Source organism: Trichocoleus sp. FACHB-591, assembly GCF_014695845.1.
Lineage (GTDB): Bacteria > Cyanobacteriota > Cyanobacteriia > FACHB-46 > FACHB-46 > Trichocoleus.
The window spans coordinates 298,656-317,212 of the sequence record NZ_JACJPA010000121.1 but is presented as its reverse complement, the minus strand read 5'-3'; the positions used below and the strand labels follow the sequence as shown (position 1 = coordinate 317,212).

Genomic DNA, 18,557 nt, shown 5'->3' with positions numbered 1-18,557 from the left:
TAGCATTAGCAGAGCGCTTTCGTGCTCAAGCTCGCAGGTTTTCAGTTGAAGCGGATGCTCACAAAGGGGTTATGGCTGCAAGAGCCCAGATTTCCCTGGAGATGCTTGTCTAGATGCTGGTTCTGAGGCATCCGCTTGAGGAGTTTGTCGGGTTCCTGCGATCGCCCGATCTACCTGACTTAGTAAATCGTCCAAGGTCGAGGAGTTATCTAGCACGACATGAGCACAAGCTACCTTCTTTTCGATCGCCATCTGGCTATTGATTCTGGCTTGCACTTGCTCTAAGCTCAGGCGATCGCCTTCTGGGGAAGTTTTGGCATCTCGTTCTAGTAAACGCTCAACTTGCTGAACTGACGCACACTGAATCACCCACACCTCAGTGACCAGATCGGTCATGCGGGCTTCAAACAGCAAAGGTACTACCAGGACCACTGTGGGGTAAGCTTCTGCGGGTAGGGCTTGCAGTTGCGACTCCATGCGATCGCGCACGTACGGATGAATGCGCTGTTCCAACCACAATCGCTCGGCAGAGCTACTAAAGATAATCTTACCTAGGCGGCGACGATCAAGGTCTCCATTGGCTAATAAAATACCAACGCCATAACGTTCAACAATTTCTTGAAACACATCTGAGTCTGGGCCAACCGCTTCTCTAGCGTACAAATCGGCATCCAAAATGGGTAGCTGATAAGCAGAAGCTAGATAGTCAGAAACGGTCGTTTTGCCCATCCCAATTCCCCCAGTCAAACCAATTACCCGTTGGTCATGGCTTGGGATCTGGGAAGCAGATGGCTGGGTCAGCTTTAGATCTGTAGAGCCGCGCTGTTCACGAAGGGTGTTTAAGCTTTGACTCATATCGTGAACCCGTACACTTATGCAAAATGGTTGATTAAAGGCTTTTCGAGCCGTGGATCAGCACTCTAGGAAATTTTAACAAGTGAGATTGCCTAGAGAAATAAAACTTTGGCTCCCAATCAGCTTAAAGTTTCAGAGAGAAAATCAGCTGCCGCTTCTACCATCGCGATCGCATTTTCATACACCATGCGAGTCGGCCCCAAGACTCCTACACTACCAACGGGGACTGTGCCTCGGCGATAGGTGGCAGAAATCAGCGTACAAGTACGAATTGGTTCTAAGCGATTTTCAGCTCCAATCCGCACCGTCGCTTTTTTACCTACTGAGTCAGAATCAGGATATTCAAAAATTAAAGGCCATAGTTGATCTTGTTCTTCCTCTAATAAGTGAATAATGGTTTGAATCTGCTGCAATTCCGAAAATTCTGGATGGCGTAACACCTCTGAAACGCCACTGACCAAAATTTGGGTTGTGCGGGGTGATTGAGTTCGCCGCATCAAATCAGCTAGTGAAGCCCGCAAACCATCTGCATATTGTTCAAATTCTCGGCCCAGCTCGCTCCAGTCGAGCGAAGGCAATTCCGCCAGCGATCGCCCCCGCAGTTGATGATTCAAGAAATTGGATAAAATTTGCAACTCTCGCTCAACCAACTCTGGGTCTGCCAAGGCCTCCACTTGATTTTGAGCTGAGTCAGCTTGAGGCAGTTCCATCAAAACTGATTGGGTTTCATAAGCATCCGTCACCACAATCAGCATCACCTGCCTCGGCTCAATCTGCACGATTTGCAAATGGCGCAGTCGAGCCATGTTGGTCTGAGGCATCGTCACTAAAGTCACGTACCCACTCAGGGTTGCTAGAATTTGGGCCGCACCTCGGAGCAAAGCTTCAAAACTCCAGCTATCCGAGTTCAGGCGATCGCTAAACAGTTGATCGACTTGGCGAGCCAAAGTCTCGGAAGGAGTAATTAACTGATCAACATAAATGCGATAACCAGAATCGGAAGGAATCCGCCCTGCCGAAGTATGGGGTTGATAAAGCAGCCCCGCCTTTTCTAAATACCCCATCGCGTTGCGAATCGTGGCTGGGCTGACACTCAGGTTATATTCTTCTACCAAAGCTTTTGAACCCACAGGTTCTGCGGTCGCAATGTAGTGACGGACGGTTGCCCAAAGAACCCGTTGCTGTCGATCGGTGAGATTCACTTGTACAGGCATGAGATCGGTAGCTGAATTTAACTGAGCTTCAAATAGATTGTCAAAAAATAAATGATCAAGTTAAGAAGGTCTACAAAAAGGGATTTACTGTTAGTCTTCCGTCTTTCCCGTCTTGGTTGAGAGCCTTAAAACCAGTGATTAAACTGACGATCCGAGTAGTGACGAGACTCTGATTGGTACTGGGATGCCACCAACATAGCAGATGCTTGATTGTCTCTTTCGGACTGCTCCGTCAGTAGTAGCAAAAATAACCATCTTCCTGAGGCCTTGGAAGATCCTACTAGCTGCGATCGCTTCCAGCTTCTACTCAGTGACTATAGTCTATTAGTCCTCAATTGGGCAGCCTAAGTTCCTAACCAAGTAGTTGTCGTGTTACAGCTAGCACTTGCCATGAAGAGCAACGACTCGTAACCCAGAACGCTAGTAACGCGGAATTGATGAATCAACTAAAACAGCGTATGCTTCGATGCCACCCTCAACATTCTTGATATTGGTGAACCCCTGGCTAGCTAACCATTGACACATCTGTGCTGATCGCATCCCGTGGTGGCAAAGCACAATCGTTTCTGCCTGGGGGTCAAAGCGAGTTTGTACTTGCTCTGACCAAGCTGCATATTCACTGAGCGGCAAATTAGTAAAGCCGGAGATGTTGGCGATCGCAACTTCTTGCGGTTCTCGTACATCAACCAACTGCAAGCCATCAGGTGTTGCTAAACGTTTTGCCAGTTCCTCAACGCTCATTTGAGTAAAAGCTGGATTCGTAGATTGGTTGGTCATGAAATTGCCCGCTTGCTGGATTGCTCAGCCATAGACTCTAAACTGATTTTATCTGGGTTTAGAGCACTCTTGTCAGCTCAGTACTACCAGGTGCTAATGACGACTCAATACTTAACTCGTAGAGCAGAGGAATTCTAAGCGACAGAACGCTTGCCCAGCTTGTAGTGAACAAGGTTGCGTTCCTCGATTGGTGAGCTGCACCATGACTTCAGGAGTTTCTACGGCTCCAGCTTCATTGGTTTGTACTGTTGGTTCAAACCAAGCCACGGTTAGTTGATGTTGGCTGCGGAGCGCTTTGACTAGCTGGACTTGCACCGCAGAAGTCAAGCCCTTTAGTTGAAAGCCTAATTGACAAACGATGGTCTGTCCCGGTTCTAAAGTAATGCGATCGCAGCGTTTTGATACCCCTAGAGGCCCCTCTTGATAGGGTGCCTGCACCAAAAAATTCCGGGTTAGCCAGCATGCAACGACTGTGTTTGCTAAGTTTCCGGCAGCTTGCGGGGGGACCAAGGCAGGCGCAACCTTCACAACTGGAAAGCGCATTAAATGAGGTAGTTTTACTAAGTCAACTGCTGGCGTTCTACGAGTGGGCGTAGGTGATGCTGACCATACAACCCTGCTTTGAATCGTGGCTTCTCTTGAAGCTTTGGTCAAAGCAGATGCAGGAGCTTGAGCTATGCCAGGCAAGGAGCTAGACAACGGAGAGATAGATGCCTCAGCTTCTATAACGCTGGGTTGTTTAGCCAATTGAGAAGTCACTGGCTCAGCTTCTTCAAACACGTCAATGAGCACTAGATCGCTGAGAGTAGCAGATTCATCAACGGGTGGTTCTACAAGCAAAGGACGAACCGAACGAGGGGTCACCTTGGGCAAATCTCGCTCTAAAGTTTCAGAAAAAGCAGTAACTCTTTGCCCAGCGATTTCTGGAACAGGCTTCTCGGTAGCCCAACCAAAAGGAGAGCGTTTGCGGGTGCTGGCAGACTTGTGTAGAGAGGGATGGTTGAGCTTGGGGTCTTGGCGGCGACGCTCTTTGATGTATTGCTGCACGATGGTCTGGCGGTTACGCATGTAGTCTGCCCAGAAGCCAGGTTGGATCTCATCCATCGTCTGAGCGAGGGACCAAATCTCTAACGTCATCATGTTGTAGAACGTTTGGTCGGCCTTTTGGAGTTCCTGAACCCAACTTGCAACGTTGCGGCTCGAATTGAGCGGGCTGCTGTCCAGAGTACTAACAGAACTCAACCCCATCATTTGCGATCGCCTCTAATACTTGGGACTATCCTACCCAACTATCCCAGCATAAAAAGACACAGGCATATCTGTTTTATCAAGCCTTTACAGATTTTTTTTAGATTGTGTAACTAGTGCAAACCAGGTCAAAGTACCTAATTCCAGAAATCCAGCTCTAGAAGCAAGTCTTGACCAAAAAAGGTGTCAAGCTAGGTAAGGCTCTAGTTAGGAAGTGGCATTAATCAACTTCATATGGCTCATTTGGGGTCGAGCTGTAGTCTTACGGTACAGAGCACTATGAGGTAGAACCCGCAGCACCTCGGTAATCGTCGTCGCTCCTGTGGTTACTTTTTCGATCGCAGCAAGGCGGAAAGAAGCAAAATTGATCTCGCTCAAATGCCGATGCAATTGCGTCATCGTTCCTTCATAGATAATTTGCCGTACCGCATCATCCACATCCAGCAACTCAATAATCGCCTCTCGGCCCATAAAACCGGAATTAAAGCATTTTTGGCAGCCTCGGCCCTTACGCCATAACTCTGGGGAGGCTTCTTCTAGGTTTAGGCCGAGCACTTTCAAGTCTGCTTCTGTAGGGGTATAGGGTTCAGTACAGTGAGGGCAGATTCGGCGTACCAAGCGCTGGGCCACAATGCCGAGTAAAGCATCACTAATTAAGCCTGGGTCAGGACCAATATCTTTTAAGCGGGGGATGGCACTGGCCGCGTCATTGGTGTGCAGCGTTGTCAGGACTAAGTGACCTGTCAAAGCCGCGCGAATTCCTGTCTCTGCCGTTTCACTGTCGCGAATCTCCCCCAACATAATGATGTCTGGGTCTTGACGCAGAATGGCTCGCAGCCCAGCCGCGAAGGTCATGCCTGCGGGTTCATGCACTTGAGTTTGCGTGATGCGTGGCAACACATATTCAACTGGGTCTTCAACTGTGATCACATTGACGAATTCTGTGGCTACCACTTGCAAGCTGGTGTAGAGCGTACTGGTCTTTCCCGAACCTGTAGGACCTGTGAAAATCACCATGCCTTGGGGTTGTTGGAGCCAGTTTTTGTAGATAGCCAAGGTTTTTTCAGTAAAACCCAGTTCGTCAATGCTAGAGAAGGGATTTTGGCGCGGTAGCAGACGAATGACGGCTTTTTCTCCACCAATACAAGGCAGCGTGCTAACTCGCATGTCTAAGCCCAAGTCGGAGTCTTGACCAGAGGCATATTTTTCGCCCATTCTGGCATCTTGAGGGCGACGGCTCTCCGCGATGTCCATATCCGCCATGACCTTCAACGCTACGATCGCCCGACGACTAATTTCTAAGGGCAGCGTAGTAATATCGCGCAGAATGCCATCAATGCGATACCGCACTCGTAACCCTTCTGGTGTGGGTTCTAGGTGAATGTCGCTGGCTCGGTTGCGTAAAGCCCCGGAAATAATGGTACGAATCCGACTGATTTGGTCTACTGCTTTAGAAAGGTAGAGTTCGGTGACTTCCCCAATATTTTCTTGGTCTTGTTCCCCAGTGAGGGGATTCACCAGCGGTGTTGAGCTGATGCGGTTGTTATCTAGGTTTTGGCTGTGGAACCAGTTGCGATAGCTTTTATCGGAAATTGGAATAATTTTGATTTCAGTGAAGGTGCGATCGCTGAGCTTTCTAATTTCCTCTAAGGGCAAGGCGATCGGACTGCCTAAGAAGTAGCAGTTACGCCACAACAACAGCGGAATCACGGGCGGTAAAGTACCGCGATCGGGAAACTCGCGCAAAAAGCGATAGCTCACTTCTCGATCGAGCAATTCCAGCCTAACGCCACCCTGAGCATCCACTAGTAGCTGTAGTGCTTCTTCGCAAGTAATTTCCCGGTTCTTTAGCTGATGCCAAGCGGATAGGGAAGCAAAAGGTGTCTGCATAATTTTTTATACGTTAAGCACTTATGAATGGATGCATTAGAGGAATCAGCGATCGCTCATTGAGCTTAGCTTTACTTAGCAAAGCAGCTTACCGTAGCTGAGCAGCACCAAGCAGTCATCTCCACAACACTAGAATTAATTTATACGAGTCTTATACCTAGCTTAATGTTCTGATGAGGGCGGCGTTGAGTCTGCGTCTGCATGAGCCTGTTTATGCCGAAGAAATTGTTTGAGTGCTGTTTGGCGGTGGCTCATGAAGCGAGTCCAAAATCCTGGCAGTAGCCCATCCATCGTTTTCGCAATCGACCACACCTCCATTGCCATCAGGTTGTAGAACGAGCGATCGGACTTTTGCAATACTTCTAGCCATTGCTCAAAATCCATTTGAGCCATCAATTCTGGGCTATCTTCCTTCTCTACTTCGGGCGGTGGGTCAAACTGCTGAAAATCAGGCTCTGACATGGCGATCGCCTCTGAATCACGCTCAAGTTTGGCAAAAACTTTGACACTTAGGTGCCCTAGACTGATTCCTACCCTAGCAAGCATTTTCAGGAAAACAGCCGTCGCGAGATTAGTCTTTGGTCTCAGAATGCCCAGATTTATGGCTTGATGGATAATGATCTTGGAATAATGATCCTGGATTGTTTTTCGCTCAATAGCCCTCAAGCAGCGTCTAAATTCACCATGAAGCTCCGCTCATTTTTCTCGGTTCTGGTCGCCAGTGTTCTGGTGCTGCTCTTGGTCGGTGCCAGCGGCTTTTACTGGCTTACAGCTCGCAGTCCCCTTGCACTCTTGCGAGGCGGATCGACAGATGGTCCCGCAGCAGCCATGTTTGTACCCAAACAAGCCCCAGCCGTGGTGTCTTTGTTGGTGAATCCAGAGCGCTTAGAGGCGTTTCGCCAAGTCATTGCAGCTCCGGGTGCCCGCCGTCAGTCTAGAGCTGAAATCGAGCAACTGAAGCAGAGTTTGCTCGCGAATACAGGTCTCGATTACAAGCAAGACGTGGAGCCTTGGCTAGGCGATGAAATCACTCTCGCCTTGACCTCGCCTGATGTCGATCGCGATGCTCAGACTGGGCAACAACCCGGTTACTTACTAGCGATCGCCACTCAAAATCCAGAACGTAGCCGTGAGTTCTTGCAGTTGTTTTGGCAGAAACGGGTAGCGGCTGGCACCAGGTTGATGTTCGAGCAGTACAAAGGCGTCAAGCTGATTTACAGCCAACCCGAACCCCCAGTAGAGCCACAAAAGCCAGAAACTAAGCGTAAAAAAAATAAGCAACAAGAACCTGATACAGTGCTCACGGCTCAACCTGCAACCACTCTGGCAACCGCTGTGGTAGGCGATCGCTTTGTGTTGTTTGCCAATCAACCGAAGGTGTTGCGAGATGCAATCAACAACGTGCAAGCGGCGGAGCTAGGTTTAGGAAGTTCCCCTGCCTATCAGCAAGCGTTACAGAACTTCAAGGAACGACAAATTGGCTTAGTGTTTCTCAACTTGCCTCAGTTGGCGGCTTGGTCGAGCAAGGGAACGGCAGATGCTACGACTGAAGCGAGCAATTTGTACGAAAGTGTCGCGCTCGGTCTAGGGTTGAGCCGCAAAGGGCTCTTGGCTGAAACGGCTTTCTTGGCCGCACCAGGGCAAACCTTACCAGCGGCCACTCCTACGCTATCTAAACCAACGGGGGCTTTGGCGTATATTCCTGCCAGTAGTCCCGTGGTGGCAGCAGGTACAGACTTAGAACAGTTCTGGACGCAAATTTCTGATGGGATATCGGGCTACGGGGCGGTGGCTCAATTGATTAATCAGCCGCTCAACAACCTACGAAACGCTTGGCAGTTGGATCTCCCCCAAGACATTTTTAGTTGGGTAAAAGGGGAATATGCTGTGGCCTTGCTGCCACGTCCAGAACAGCAGCCCGATTGGGTTTTTGTCACTGAAAGAACCGAAGCAGCCACGACCGCGATCGCCAACCTAGATACGCTTGCCAAGGACAAAGGCTTCAGCGTCGGACCGCTAACTTTAGCCGATCGCCCTGTTTCTGCTTGGACTAAATTAGGTTCAACTCCTCTCAAAGCTGCAAGCAAAACTACTACTGAAGGCAACTCCGCTTCGCTTGCCAATGTGATTGCCGCTGAAGTCGAGGGGGTACATGCCACAGTGGGCAACTACGAAATCTTTGCTACTTCTGTATCAGCGATGGAGCAAGCCCTACAAGCTACCAAAGATTCTTTAGTAGATAGCCCTGGCTTCAAGGCAGCGATCGCAGCTCTTCCTAAAGACAACGATGGCTACCTATATCTAGATTGGGTGAACAGCCGCTCGATTCTAGAACAACAGCTTCCGTTCTTGCGTCTCGTGGAGCTAGCGAGTCAGCCGTTCTGGAACCAGTTGCGATCGCTCACCGTTACCAGCCTAGGAGGAGAATCTGGAGTGCGACGGAGTGAAGTCTTTCTCAACTTGAGCGCAAGTGACAAAGCTTAAGTAAAAGCTTAGATACTAAGGATGCTATCAAGCTTGAGACTCGCTAGGATCAAAGGAGGAGATCACTCTCCCCGCTACTGAAGAAAGCGGACTTTACTCCTTCGGGAGGTTTGCATGGTCAAGTTTGTATTGCGATCGCTGGTAGGCATCCTCGTACTTGTGATTGATACGTTCTACCGCGATCGCCCCTACCAGCGCTTCTACGTTTTAGAAACCGTTGCGCGCGTTCCCTACTTCTCCTATCTCTCAGTCCTACACCTTTACGAAACGCTGGGTTGGTGGCGCAAGGCCGATTGGCTCAAGGTGCATTTCGCTGAAGCCTGGAATGAACTCCACCACTTGCTGATTATGGAATCCTTGGGTGGCAACCGTTGGTGGATTGATCGGTTCTTTGCCCAGCACACCGCTCTAATGTACTACTGGGTGATGGTGGGTCTGTATATGGTCTCGCCGAGGTCAGCCTACTACATGATGGAGCAGATTGAAGGGCACGCCTTCCACACCTATGACCAGTTTGTCGCTACCAATCAAGCCGAGCTACAAGCTCAACCTGCTCCTGCCATTGCGATCGCCTACTACCGCGATGGCGACCTCTACATGTTTGATGAGTTCCAGACCTGCACGAAGCCAGAGTCTCGACGGCCCTCTGTAGATAACCTCTACGATGTCTTCGTCAATATTCGCGACGACGAAGCCGAGCACGTCAAAACAATGGTGGCTTGCCAGCAACCTGATGCTCAAACGGCTTTGAAGAGCCCCCACAATCTAGAAGTGATTCAGTTGCCTCTAGAAGTGGAACTGGTATTACCTACTACTCCTGCACCTGTCACTACCGTTGAGGGCTAACCCCCTCTCTCTAACCCTCTCCCCCAGGGAGAAGGAACTAGATTCTTGCTATCTCTAAACAGGAAGTGAGGTCAGATTTTGAGGCTGCGTAGGCAGCCTTTGTTTTTGTAGCCGCGACTTTAGTCGTCAGGCTTAGTTACTTTGGTTTCGCCTTGGTCTTAGCTGGGCTTGATGGCTTGAAATAGGTTTTATATATTTCATGAGCAATCGGCACGGCTGAGACAGCACCAAATCCGCCATTCTCCACCACCACCGCGATCGCAATTTGCGGATCTTTCACTGGGCCATAACCCACATACACCGCGTTATCTTCCTGCCCTGGCACTTCTGCTGTCCCCGTCTTGCCCGCAGTTAGTGGAATGGAGCCATCGTTGAGTTGCTTTGCGGTTCCCTGTTGTACTACCGCAACTAAGCCATTGCGGACTGTGGCGATGGTACTGGGAGACAAGCCCACTTTCGCTGGCTGAGTCGCTGGGGTATTCGTTTGGGAGGCTAACAAGTGGGGCTTGACTCGCGATCCTCCATTGGCGATCGCTGAATACATCACCGCCATCTCCACGGGTGTTGCTTGGACCAAACCTTGCCCAATTGACATACTCACCGTGTCGCCAGCATACCAAGGCTCGCCATAGAGCTTTTCTTTTTGGGCTGGCGTAGGAGCCGCACCGTAGCCTGCCTTCTCAAAACCCAACACCTCAGTCTCACCAACTCCCAAGCGGTGCGCCCATTTAGAAATCTGCTCTGGCCCTGCGGATAAACCCATTTGGTAGAAAAAGGTATTACTGCTAACCGCAAAGGCTTCTCGAAAGCCAATCACACCGTAGCCGCTACCATGCTCGTGGAATTGGAAACCGCCCACTGTGATGTAGGACGAACTAACCAGAGTTGAATCTGGCGAGAACTTACCCGATTCCAAACCCGCCACTGCCGTCACTAGCTTAAACGTGCTACCGGGTGGATATCCCTGAAAAGCGCGATTCAGAAACGGTTTATCTTCCCCCTGCAATCGGTCCCACTCCTTCGAGGCGACTCTACGGGTAAAAATATTGGGGTCGAAGGTAGGACCACTCGCCATCGCCAACACTGCCCCTGTTTTCACATCCAGCGCTACCACAGCCCCCCGCCGCTTGTTCAGCGCTTTCTCTGCTGCTTTTTGCAACTCTAAGTCCAGGGTCAGCTTTACAGATGAACCTGCTTTGGTAGGAGAATTGCCTAGTAAACGCAGTTCCTTACCGCCTGCGTCAACTTCAATCAAACGGCCTCCCCAAACACCCTGCAACTGAGATTGCAATAAGCGCTCCAAACCCATTTGGCCCACAATCATGCCCATCGGGTACTCAGGGTGAGCCTTCAGGTCATCTGCGGTCGCCTCACCGATATATCCCAACGCGTGAGCACCCAGATCGCCGTTGGGGTAGTTACGCGCTGATTCAGGTCGAATTTCTAGACCTGGCAACTCTCCAATTTGCTCTGCGAGTCTGGTAAAGGCATTAGGGCTAAGGTTTTGGCTGATGCGGACAGGCATGGCTGAGTGATAGCCCACATCTTGGAGTTTTTTCAAGATCTCAGCAGCCGGAACATTCAAAATGGGTCCTAGCTGAGTTGCCCATTGTTGCCACTGAGCCTGGGTTTGGTATCTGGGCCAAAGGTAAACAGCCCGAGAGACTCGGTTAGCCGCCAGCAATTTTCCCTTACGGTCTAGCAGATTGCCTCGATCGGCGGGGATCGGAATCAAGCGAATGCGGTTTTGATCGGCCAATTGGCGATTTTGTTGCCCTTGAATCAACTGGAGTTGAACCAAGCGCAACATACAGGCTGACAGTAAAGATGTCATCACCAGAGTCAACAAAATTCCACGACTGGTGCGCTCTTGAATATTGTTGACGAAGCGAGTTGCAGAGGATGAAGAAAAGGAAAGTCCGGTAGCCATCTTGCCTGAACTAAATCGGTTGTTGGGGAATCGATGCGAAAATTAAAACAACGTTGGAACTGCCACAGAGCTACACAGGCCAACTAGGAAGGCGATCGCTCATCTTGGACTGATCCTGCTCCCTGTCAACTTCCAGAATCCGAAGTGGCTCATCCGGAATTTTGCTAATAAATCGTGCTTGAGAGTTAGCGCAAAACTAAGGTTGTTAGTAGCGCCTAAGCTGCTACTTTAGAAAACCTAAAATTTACTCTTACCCATCGGCTGGAGCCAGCGTCAATCATTGTGCCTCAGCGCATCTGTCAGCGGGTCGAAAGGATGGAGTCAGGAATAGTTCGCACTTCAGATGTAGGGATGCCGAAAGGATTTTGACTATTTTGAGAGCTATGTGGGAAAACTAAACACAGGGAATCCAGCTAACTTGGTAGACTCCTCTTAGTTGTACGAAAATCACTAACCTCTAGTTCCATATTGGGATTTAATTATGAGTCCTGTGCTTAAAGTAATTCAGCCTGTCGGTATTCTTGATGGTACGCAAGTCAATCATCTCCGTCAGGAAATTAATAACGCTGTAACAGCAAGTACAGATATTGTCTTAATTGATTTAGAAAATGTTACGTTTATGGACAGCTCTGGCTTAGGAGCTTTAGTCATTGCGCTGAAGAGTGTCCGTTCGGCTGGGGGTAAGCTCTTTCTTTGCTCGATCAATGACCAAGTCAAGATGCTGTTTCAATTAACGAGCATGGATCGAGTCTTTGAGATTTTTCCGAATCGAGCTGAGTTTAATCAGGCAGTTTTATTGCCTAATTAGATAATCAATTAAGCAGCATGATCTTTAGGGAGAGCCTTGAGCGAAACTAACTTGAAGCAACGATAAGTCGTCATCAAATGTTTCTTTCGCACCCATCGCTCGAACTGAGGATAAGACTGTGTCTAAATTGATATTGTTGGCCTGACTCAAGTCGCTTAGTAAGCCAACGAAACCATCTAAAGTCCAAGTTTCACCATCAGGCTGATTAATTTCATAAATGCCATCGCTAAAAATGTAAAGGCTACTTCCAGCCTCGACTTCGCAGCGATCGCTCACATATTGAGCATCAGAAAACATACCAATTGGTAGACCTGCTGTTTTCAAACGTTTAACTTTGGTTGTAGCGGCAGCTTCGCCTGAAATTAAGATAGCTGGAGGATGGCCTGCACTCGCGTAAACCAATTGCCGCTTCGTTTTGTTATAAACACCGTACCAAATGGTGAAATACCGTTCGTTGTGCCCACTCATTTGGAAGGTTTCATTTAACCCGGTCAGCACTCGATCGGGCAAGTAGAAGTTGACACCTGGCAAAGATTGCGATCGCAATAAATTGAGCACCGAGATTGAAGGTAGAGCCGACCCTAGACCATGACCCGATACATCTAATAAATAAATTGCTAAATAATCGGGGTCCAACCAAAAATAGTCGAAACAGTCACCGCCTAATTGTCTAGAAGGAATAAAACAGGTATTGATCGCAGGAGGTCCGAGAAAAGGAGGGGGCAATAGCGATCGCACATAATCAGCTGCTTCCGCTAGTTCAGCTTCCAGAAGTTGCTTCTGGGTCTGTAGGTCTTGAGTGAGCTGATGCAAGCGTAATCCCGCTCTTACTCTTGCCTTCAACTCGTTCATTTCAATCGGTTTGGAGAGAAAGTCATCGGCACCGGAATCTAACCCTCTCACCCGATCCTCGACTTCCCCGCGAGAAGTCAACAAAATAAAAAAGGTTGTAGACAAATCTGGGTTCGCCTTCACCTGGCGACAGACTTCTAACCCGTCTCGTCCTGGCATCATCCAATCGCAAATGATGAGAGCCGGACGAAGTTGCGAAGCTAGCTCACTTCCTTCTTCACCATTGCGTGCTAAAGCTACCTCATAACCTTGTTTTTGCAAATTTCTCATTAAAACTAATCGAATTACAGGATCGTCATCTATGACTAAAATTCGAGGCATGGGATATAGAAGTTATTGATATTTCTAGAATGTGATGAAGGAAGTTAAGGTGCAATGAATAGAAACACGATTAGAAACAATAAGTTACTGACACCAAGGGAGTAAATCACAGCTCCACAACAAACTTTTCAATATTATGACAACATTCTTATGCCATCACAAATTTACAGCTACTTACTACTAGGCTATCGGTTCTAAGAGGTCTAAAGTGCACCAGAAACATCACTTACGCGTCAATACAGATCTCAACGAGCTAGTTCAAGTTCTCTCTTGGTTCGAGACATTCAATCAACCTCATATTCCTAAATTAGTTTGGTTACAGTGCCAAACTGCTCTAGCAGAAGGGCTCACGAATGCCATTCGACATGCTCATAAACATCAACCTTTAGAAACTCCTATTGATATTGAAGTTAGTTCGTCTGCTAATACTTTAGAGATTCGAATTTGGGATTGCGGTCCACCTTTTGACTTCAATGCCAAGCTGGAACAGGTTGATGACAAAGTTGACTTTGATTCTTCTAGTGGTCGTGGATTACAAATTTTAAAGTCAGTTGCGGATAAGCTCAGCTACAGCTCTACGGAGGACAAGCGCAACTGCCTCCTAATTGTAAAACACTATGCAGCCAACGAAATTTGAAGCTTTTCTAAAAGTACTAGAAATTTAAACTTACTAAGTTTAAATTTATTAAGTCAGGAAGGGGTTTCAAGGCAGTTTTTACTTCACTTACTAAAAATTGTCAACATTAAACGAATACAGTTCACAGAAATAACAAAATCTATCGCTTTCTCCTCACTAACTATTCTTTTGGACAAATTTTTCTATTGAGGTCAAAGCCTGCTCAATTTCGGTCAGAAGCTGGGCAGTTCCTTCTAGTTTTTGCCGACGTGCTTGCTGTTCTATCTCCGCTGCTGCTGCCTGCATTGTTTTGGCTCCTACATTGGCGCTAGCACCTTTAATATGGTGAGCGGCCTGCTCAACTTCCCAATAATTGCTTTCCGCGATCGCTGTTGTAACTGCCTTTAAATGCACTTGAGCATCTTCAACAAAGACAGTTAACAACTCTAGTTCAAATTCGTAACTATCATCAGACATTTGATGGAGATGTTCCCAATCCAACGGTGGGTTTGAGCCATCCTGATCAGGTGAAACTGCTGGGGCTGGGTGCTCTAGCGGCACCTCTGAGGTTAGCCCTTGACTCCGCGCCGTGAAAATCTTTTGGCTCCATTGCTCTAGCTTGAGCGCCAATTCATCTTTACGAACAGGCTTGCTCAAAACATCATTCATCCCCACCGCCAAGCATCTAGATTGCTCCTGTGGTGTGTTGTCCGCGTTCATTCCTAGCACTACTACGGGCAAGGGGCGATCGCCTACAGCATCTACTTCTAAGCGACGAATTGCTTCAGTCAAAGCATAGCCATCCATACCTGGCATTTCACAGTTAGTCAGTATGAGGTCGTAGTCAGACTCAGCCATGCGCGCTAGCGCCTCTTGGCCACTAGCGCTCACATCAGCTAGGTAGCCCAAGCTTTTGAGCTGGTACAAAGTGACTTTTTGATTAACTGGATTATCTTCAACCAGTAAAACTTTTAAGCTGGAGTCATTATTCATATTAATTTTTGAGCGAGATATCTAGAAACTTTTCAGTATACCTAAAGCTTTTTTGAATGTTTCTAGGATAGGCCATGAATGCATAGACCTTGGTTTGCTAGCCATCTTTCTTGAGAGTGCCTGACTCGCAGCTAGAAACATATCAGCAGAACCGTAGTTTAGAGTCTGCACCCTAGGTCATTATAGTTAAAATTGATACATAAACTGATAAATTAATTACTGAGGAGCAAATTCCGCTACAGTGAGTTTGTAGGCCTTTTGACTCAATCTCCTAGAAACCAAGCGGCTAAGGCTACAAAGAATATCAAGCCAAGCCAGTGAGGAACTTGTATTAGGCTCAAGGTTCCTAGAGGCAGCAACACCAATGCATTTGCCAGTAGCAAACCAGCAAATACCAGGGTCACGATAATAATTGCGAGCATAGTCTATCCGATGGCATGAGCAGGGCACTTGAGTGATCAATGCTTCGTCACTATTTAAGTAGCTTCGGTAATCTGCACACTTAAATTTATTAGGGTTATATGAGAGGACGTTGCTATGTCAATTTCAACTGCATTTAAATTCACAACCTTAGGCTGCTTTATCTTACTAAGTGCTGCAAAAGTAGTGCCTGTTTTAGCGGAATCAGCTAACTTTCGCACCTTAAATCTTTCTCCTGGCTTCTCGCGTGCCGCTGGAACTGCACGAGGCTTCACAGGGGGCTCTTATTCTTTACCTTCGATTGCTAACAGCGATCGCGAGGGAAAGCGTTGCTTGGGATTTGGCGATACCCAGCCTGATCACATTATGGTGTTGCAAAAGGATTTTTCGCGGCTACAGCTCCAAGTAGATACTCAAGGTAAAGACACCACCTTAGTTGTGAAAGGGCCGAATAACACTATTTTGTGTGGAGATGATACAGGCTCCAATAAGGATGCTAGCGTCAGTCAGGCAAAGTGGTCTGCTGGTACCTATGAGATTTGGGTAGGTACTTTTGATGCAGGCGCAAGGTGGAAATATACACTCACAGCGCAACAATAAGTTGGGACTAGTTTCAAAGCGACATCAGGGACACTAAGGTTATGGGAACCACGCAGCGAAGAACCCTAGGAACGCTAAGATAGTGAGTGGCCTGTCTTGCCAATGAGGGTGACACTCGTGCTAGCAACCCTAATCACTGACTTCCGCATTATTTTTGAGCGTGACCCAGCGGCTCGTAACTGGTTGGAAGTTTTATTTTGCTATCCAGGCCTGCAAGCATTACTTTTTCATCGACCAGCTCATTGGCTATATAAGCTTGGAATTCCGTTCTTTCCCCGGTTAATCTCTCACCTGGCGCGTTTTCTGACGGGAATTGAGATTCACCCAGGCGCGATGATTGGTAAGGGCGTTTTTATTGACCACGGTATGGGAGTAGTGGTCGGTGAAACGGCGATCGTAGGGGATTACGCCTTAATCTACCAAGGCGTAACGCTAGGGGGTACAGGGAAGGAAAGTGGCAAACGTCACCCAACTCTGGGCGAAAACGTAGTCGTAGGAGCAGGTGCTAAAGTTTTAGGCAACATCCAAGTCGGTAGCAATGTCCGAATTGGGGCGGGTTCTGTAGTGTTGCGGGATGTGCCTTCAGATTGCACGGTCGTTGGCGTTCCAGGTCGAGTTGTCTACCGGGCTGGTGAGCGTGTTGGGCCACTAGAGCATGGCCGCTTGCCAGACTCTGAAGCCGAAGTCATTCGAGCTTTGGTCGATCGCATTGAACTCATGGAGCAACAGTTGCAACTGCTGCAAGGTCGGCAATCTTTGACAAATAGCTATTACCGCGAAGCAAGTGAGCCAAATTACGCGATCGCTGTCCCTGTTAGTTGCTCCAATGCTGCTGAGCCAGAGCAGTCCAATCAAGAGACGGAACCTGAAGTCAGTCAGACTTCACCTAGCTGCCGATTACGCGACAAGGTAATTGAGCAGTTTTTGGATGGCGGCGGTATCTAACAAAGGAGTTGCTTAGGGGTTGATCGCCTGAGCAGACCAGACTTGATTTTGGTCGCGCTGGTAGAGACAACGGTTTTGGGGTTCTCCGCGCAGCTCTAGATGATCTACTCGCTCTGGTTCTAGGAGCAGTAAGCAAAAGTATGGCAATGGCTCTGTATTGTCGGGGGGCTGAGGTGCAAATGCAGCGGCAGCGGCCCTTGGCTCTCCGGGTGTGGGCCAAGCGAATTGTAGACGCGCTGCATCAGAAAGCTCTTGCCACGCGGTTTTTCGTGTTTGTTGTAGTGCTGAGTCCGGATCAGTAGCGCGGATTAAGATGAGAGTCCCCGCAATCCGAAACTGCTCCCTAGTTTTGATGAAATACCAGCAGGCTTCTGCTTTGGGGTTCTGCTCAATTTGCTCTGTCTTCTCGCTTCGAGTATCAGTCACAAACTTCAATTGGTCCGTGTCATCCAAAAAGCCCCGAAACACTACGGTACGGTTGGCAGGTTGACCGTTGATTTGAATGGTGGCCAATTGTAAGAAACGAGCCTCAGGCTGACTACGGTTGCGATGTAAGGCACGAGAGAGGGGCGATCGCCAAGGCGCAAGAGACATCACAAGCTTTCTAACGCGACTTTAAGATTTCAAGTATTGCAGAGATTCAAGATCTGCACCGCACTCCCAACTGAAGTTCAACCGATATATACTAATGTGCTCTGCTTGAAGCTCTTTTAGCAGCAAAACACTACTAATAGTACAAGCTTCTGTTTACTCCAATTCCTTAACGCTACATCTGTAATATATTTGGCTCACAACAGCGAGACTTTATCTATGGTTCAAGATCTAGAAAAGGTACGTCTAACTAGCCAGTATCCTGAAACTACTCCTTCGGCTGATTCTGCATTTTGCAAGTCTTACAGCCATCACGACGACAAAGTGCTGCGTAAGCTGAAGACCAATGTCTGCAAAATCGTTAAATACGCCTCTAAACTGTCAAAAATAGATTTCCAAACCGAGGAGGTTACTAAACCTCTGGTGCATTACTCCAACGGGATCATCTTTGAAGCATTAGGAGAAGCTGGTCACAAACCAAACGACTGGAACCTAACGATCAGCCTGAATTTAGAGGTTATTGAGCGCTTGATTGAGCAAATACCAAAACAATTACTAGATAAAGCTCTTTTAGTTTTTCTATGCCATGAATCATCACACATCTCTCAAAATCTTAAGCGGTATGAAGATGTCCAACGAATGAAAGATGTTGATCTCGACCTTGGGCGGAAACGCATGGGAGAGCTAGATCTGAGAAGCGATTTTTTAGCTACTCATACTCTTAGCTGTTTCTTCTCGAAAAGCATTTATAACACTGCATACATTGAGGAGTTCTATAACATTTGGACCAAGGTAGGCAGAGCAATGCTCAATGCTTTTCCTTGTAGTAAAAGAGAAGATAAACAGCAGAGAGTTTTTGGATATTTGTTGATGTCTAACCTTATCAGCGACGCATACATAAACGATCGTCCTTTGGGATTCAACGCAGAATTATGGCCTGTGTGGAAACCTTCTCTAGACTGGCTATCTATCTACAGCAATGGAAAACCGTTTGTTGCAGGCAGTCCTATTGAGCCAGCTCTAATGGAAAAAGTTTTAACTAACATCTCAGCAGGGGAGTATGACGTAGCTGCTGCGGGGATAAGAGAATTGTGGGATTACTTACCACGACGCTAATCTCAATCTCCCTAGCTTTTACAGATTTAGTGATCTATAGTGTTGACTCCA

The 18,557-nt window shown here is 47.9% G+C and carries 17 protein-coding genes; 7 read left to right on the top strand and 10 right to left on the bottom strand.

Going from position 1 to position 18,557, the window contains the following annotated elements; all coding sequences use genetic code 11:
• Positions 1-69: 69 nt before the first annotated feature.
• The 6 genes from coaE to H6F90_RS29105 all read right to left on the bottom strand — a co-directional run bounded on the left by coaE (position 70) and on the right by H6F90_RS29105 (position 6,446).
• The gene (gene coaE / locus H6F90_RS29130) at positions 70-855 is read right to left on the bottom strand and encodes a dephospho-CoA kinase (protein WP_190555416.1); all 786 of its coding nucleotides are present in this window, start codon (positions 853-855) and stop codon (positions 70-72) included.
• Between the two features lie 119 nt (positions 856-974).
• Positions 975-2,069 (bottom strand): heat-inducible transcriptional repressor HrcA, encoded by a 1,095-nt coding sequence (gene hrcA, locus H6F90_RS29125; protein ID WP_190555415.1) that lies wholly within the window; start codon positions 2,067-2,069, stop codon positions 975-977.
• A 420-nt stretch (positions 2,070-2,489) separates the two neighbouring features.
• Positions 2,490-2,846, bottom strand: a complete 357-nt coding sequence (locus H6F90_RS29120) for a rhodanese-like domain-containing protein (RefSeq protein WP_190555414.1) — start codon at positions 2,844-2,846, stop codon at positions 2,490-2,492.
• 111 nt (positions 2,847-2,957) lie between these two features.
• The gene (locus H6F90_RS29115) at positions 2,958-4,097 is read right to left on the bottom strand and encodes a hypothetical protein (RefSeq protein ID WP_190555413.1); all 1,140 of its coding nucleotides are present in this window, start codon (positions 4,095-4,097) and stop codon (positions 2,958-2,960) included.
• A gap of 204 nt (positions 4,098-4,301) precedes the next feature.
• Complete coding sequence (locus tag H6F90_RS29110) at positions 4,302-5,984, bottom strand: GspE/PulE family protein (RefSeq protein ID WP_190555412.1); 1,683 nt, start codon at positions 5,982-5,984, stop codon at positions 4,302-4,304.
• Positions 5,985-6,146: 162 nt separating this feature from the next.
• Complete coding sequence (locus tag H6F90_RS29105; RefSeq protein ID WP_190555411.1) at positions 6,147-6,446, bottom strand: hypothetical protein; 300 nt, start codon at positions 6,444-6,446, stop codon at positions 6,147-6,149.
• 222 nt (positions 6,447-6,668) lie between these two features.
• Here H6F90_RS29105 and H6F90_RS29100 point away from each other — a divergent pair, with 222 nt between their 5' ends.
• Both H6F90_RS29100 and H6F90_RS29095 read left to right on the top strand, forming a co-directional pair.
• On the top strand, positions 6,669-8,468 hold the full coding sequence (locus tag H6F90_RS29100) for a DUF3352 domain-containing protein (protein ID WP_190555410.1): 1,800 nt from the start codon (positions 6,669-6,671) through the stop codon (positions 8,466-8,468).
• 114 nt (positions 8,469-8,582) lie between these two features.
• Entirely contained in the window at positions 8,583-9,314 is a 732-nt protein-coding gene (locus H6F90_RS29095) for an alternative oxidase (protein WP_190555409.1), read from the top strand.
• Positions 9,315-9,450: 136 nt separating this feature from the next.
• Here the strand turns inward: H6F90_RS29095 and mrdA are convergent, their stop codons facing one another.
• Positions 9,451-11,244, bottom strand: a complete 1,794-nt coding sequence (gene mrdA / locus H6F90_RS29090) for a penicillin-binding protein 2 (protein ID WP_190555408.1) — start codon at positions 11,242-11,244, stop codon at positions 9,451-9,453.
• Positions 11,245-11,725: 481 nt separating this feature from the next.
• Here mrdA and H6F90_RS29085 point away from each other — a divergent pair, with 481 nt between their 5' ends.
• Positions 11,726-12,052: an STAS domain-containing protein gene (locus tag H6F90_RS29085; protein ID WP_190438459.1), complete on the top strand. Its 327-nt coding sequence runs from the start codon at positions 11,726-11,728 to the stop codon at positions 12,050-12,052.
• A gap of 24 nt (positions 12,053-12,076) precedes the next feature.
• On the opposite strand, the gene H6F90_RS29080 is transcribed toward H6F90_RS29085, so the two are convergent.
• Positions 12,077-13,225: a PP2C family protein-serine/threonine phosphatase gene (locus H6F90_RS29080; RefSeq protein ID WP_190555407.1), complete on the bottom strand. Its 1,149-nt coding sequence runs from the start codon at positions 13,223-13,225 to the stop codon at positions 12,077-12,079.
• A gap of 208 nt (positions 13,226-13,433) precedes the next feature.
• Here H6F90_RS29080 and H6F90_RS29075 point away from each other — a divergent pair, with 208 nt between their 5' ends.
• On the top strand, positions 13,434-13,862 hold the full coding sequence (locus H6F90_RS29075; protein WP_348227828.1) for an anti-sigma regulatory factor: 429 nt from the start codon (positions 13,434-13,436) through the stop codon (positions 13,860-13,862).
• A 156-nt stretch (positions 13,863-14,018) separates the two neighbouring features.
• Here the strand turns inward: H6F90_RS29075 and H6F90_RS30970 are convergent, their stop codons facing one another.
• On the bottom strand, positions 14,019-14,834 hold the full coding sequence (locus H6F90_RS30970) for a response regulator (protein WP_190555406.1): 816 nt from the start codon (positions 14,832-14,834) through the stop codon (positions 14,019-14,021).
• A gap of 537 nt (positions 14,835-15,371) precedes the next feature.
• On the opposite strand from H6F90_RS30970, the gene H6F90_RS29065 reads away from it, so the two are divergent.
• Together H6F90_RS29065 and cysE are read left to right on the top strand one after the other, a co-directional pair.
• Positions 15,372-15,854 carry a hypothetical protein gene (locus H6F90_RS29065; protein WP_190555405.1) on the top strand — a complete coding sequence of 161 codons (483 nt, stop codon included), beginning with the start codon at positions 15,372-15,374 and terminating at the stop codon, positions 15,852-15,854.
• Between the two features lie 117 nt (positions 15,855-15,971).
• Positions 15,972-16,799: a serine O-acetyltransferase gene (cysE, locus tag H6F90_RS29060; RefSeq protein ID WP_190555404.1), complete on the top strand. Its 828-nt coding sequence runs from the start codon at positions 15,972-15,974 to the stop codon at positions 16,797-16,799.
• Between the two features lie 12 nt (positions 16,800-16,811).
• On the opposite strand, the gene H6F90_RS29055 is transcribed toward cysE, so the two are convergent.
• Entirely contained in the window at positions 16,812-17,393 is a 582-nt protein-coding gene (locus H6F90_RS29055; protein ID WP_190555403.1) for an Npun_F5749 family FMN-dependent PPOX-type flavoprotein, read from the bottom strand.
• A gap of 216 nt (positions 17,394-17,609) precedes the next feature.
• Here H6F90_RS29055 and H6F90_RS29050 point away from each other — a divergent pair, with 216 nt between their 5' ends.
• The gene (locus H6F90_RS29050) at positions 17,610-18,506 is read left to right on the top strand and encodes a hypothetical protein (RefSeq protein WP_190555402.1); all 897 of its coding nucleotides are present in this window, start codon (positions 17,610-17,612) and stop codon (positions 18,504-18,506) included.
• Positions 18,507-18,557: the final 51 nt, after the last annotated feature.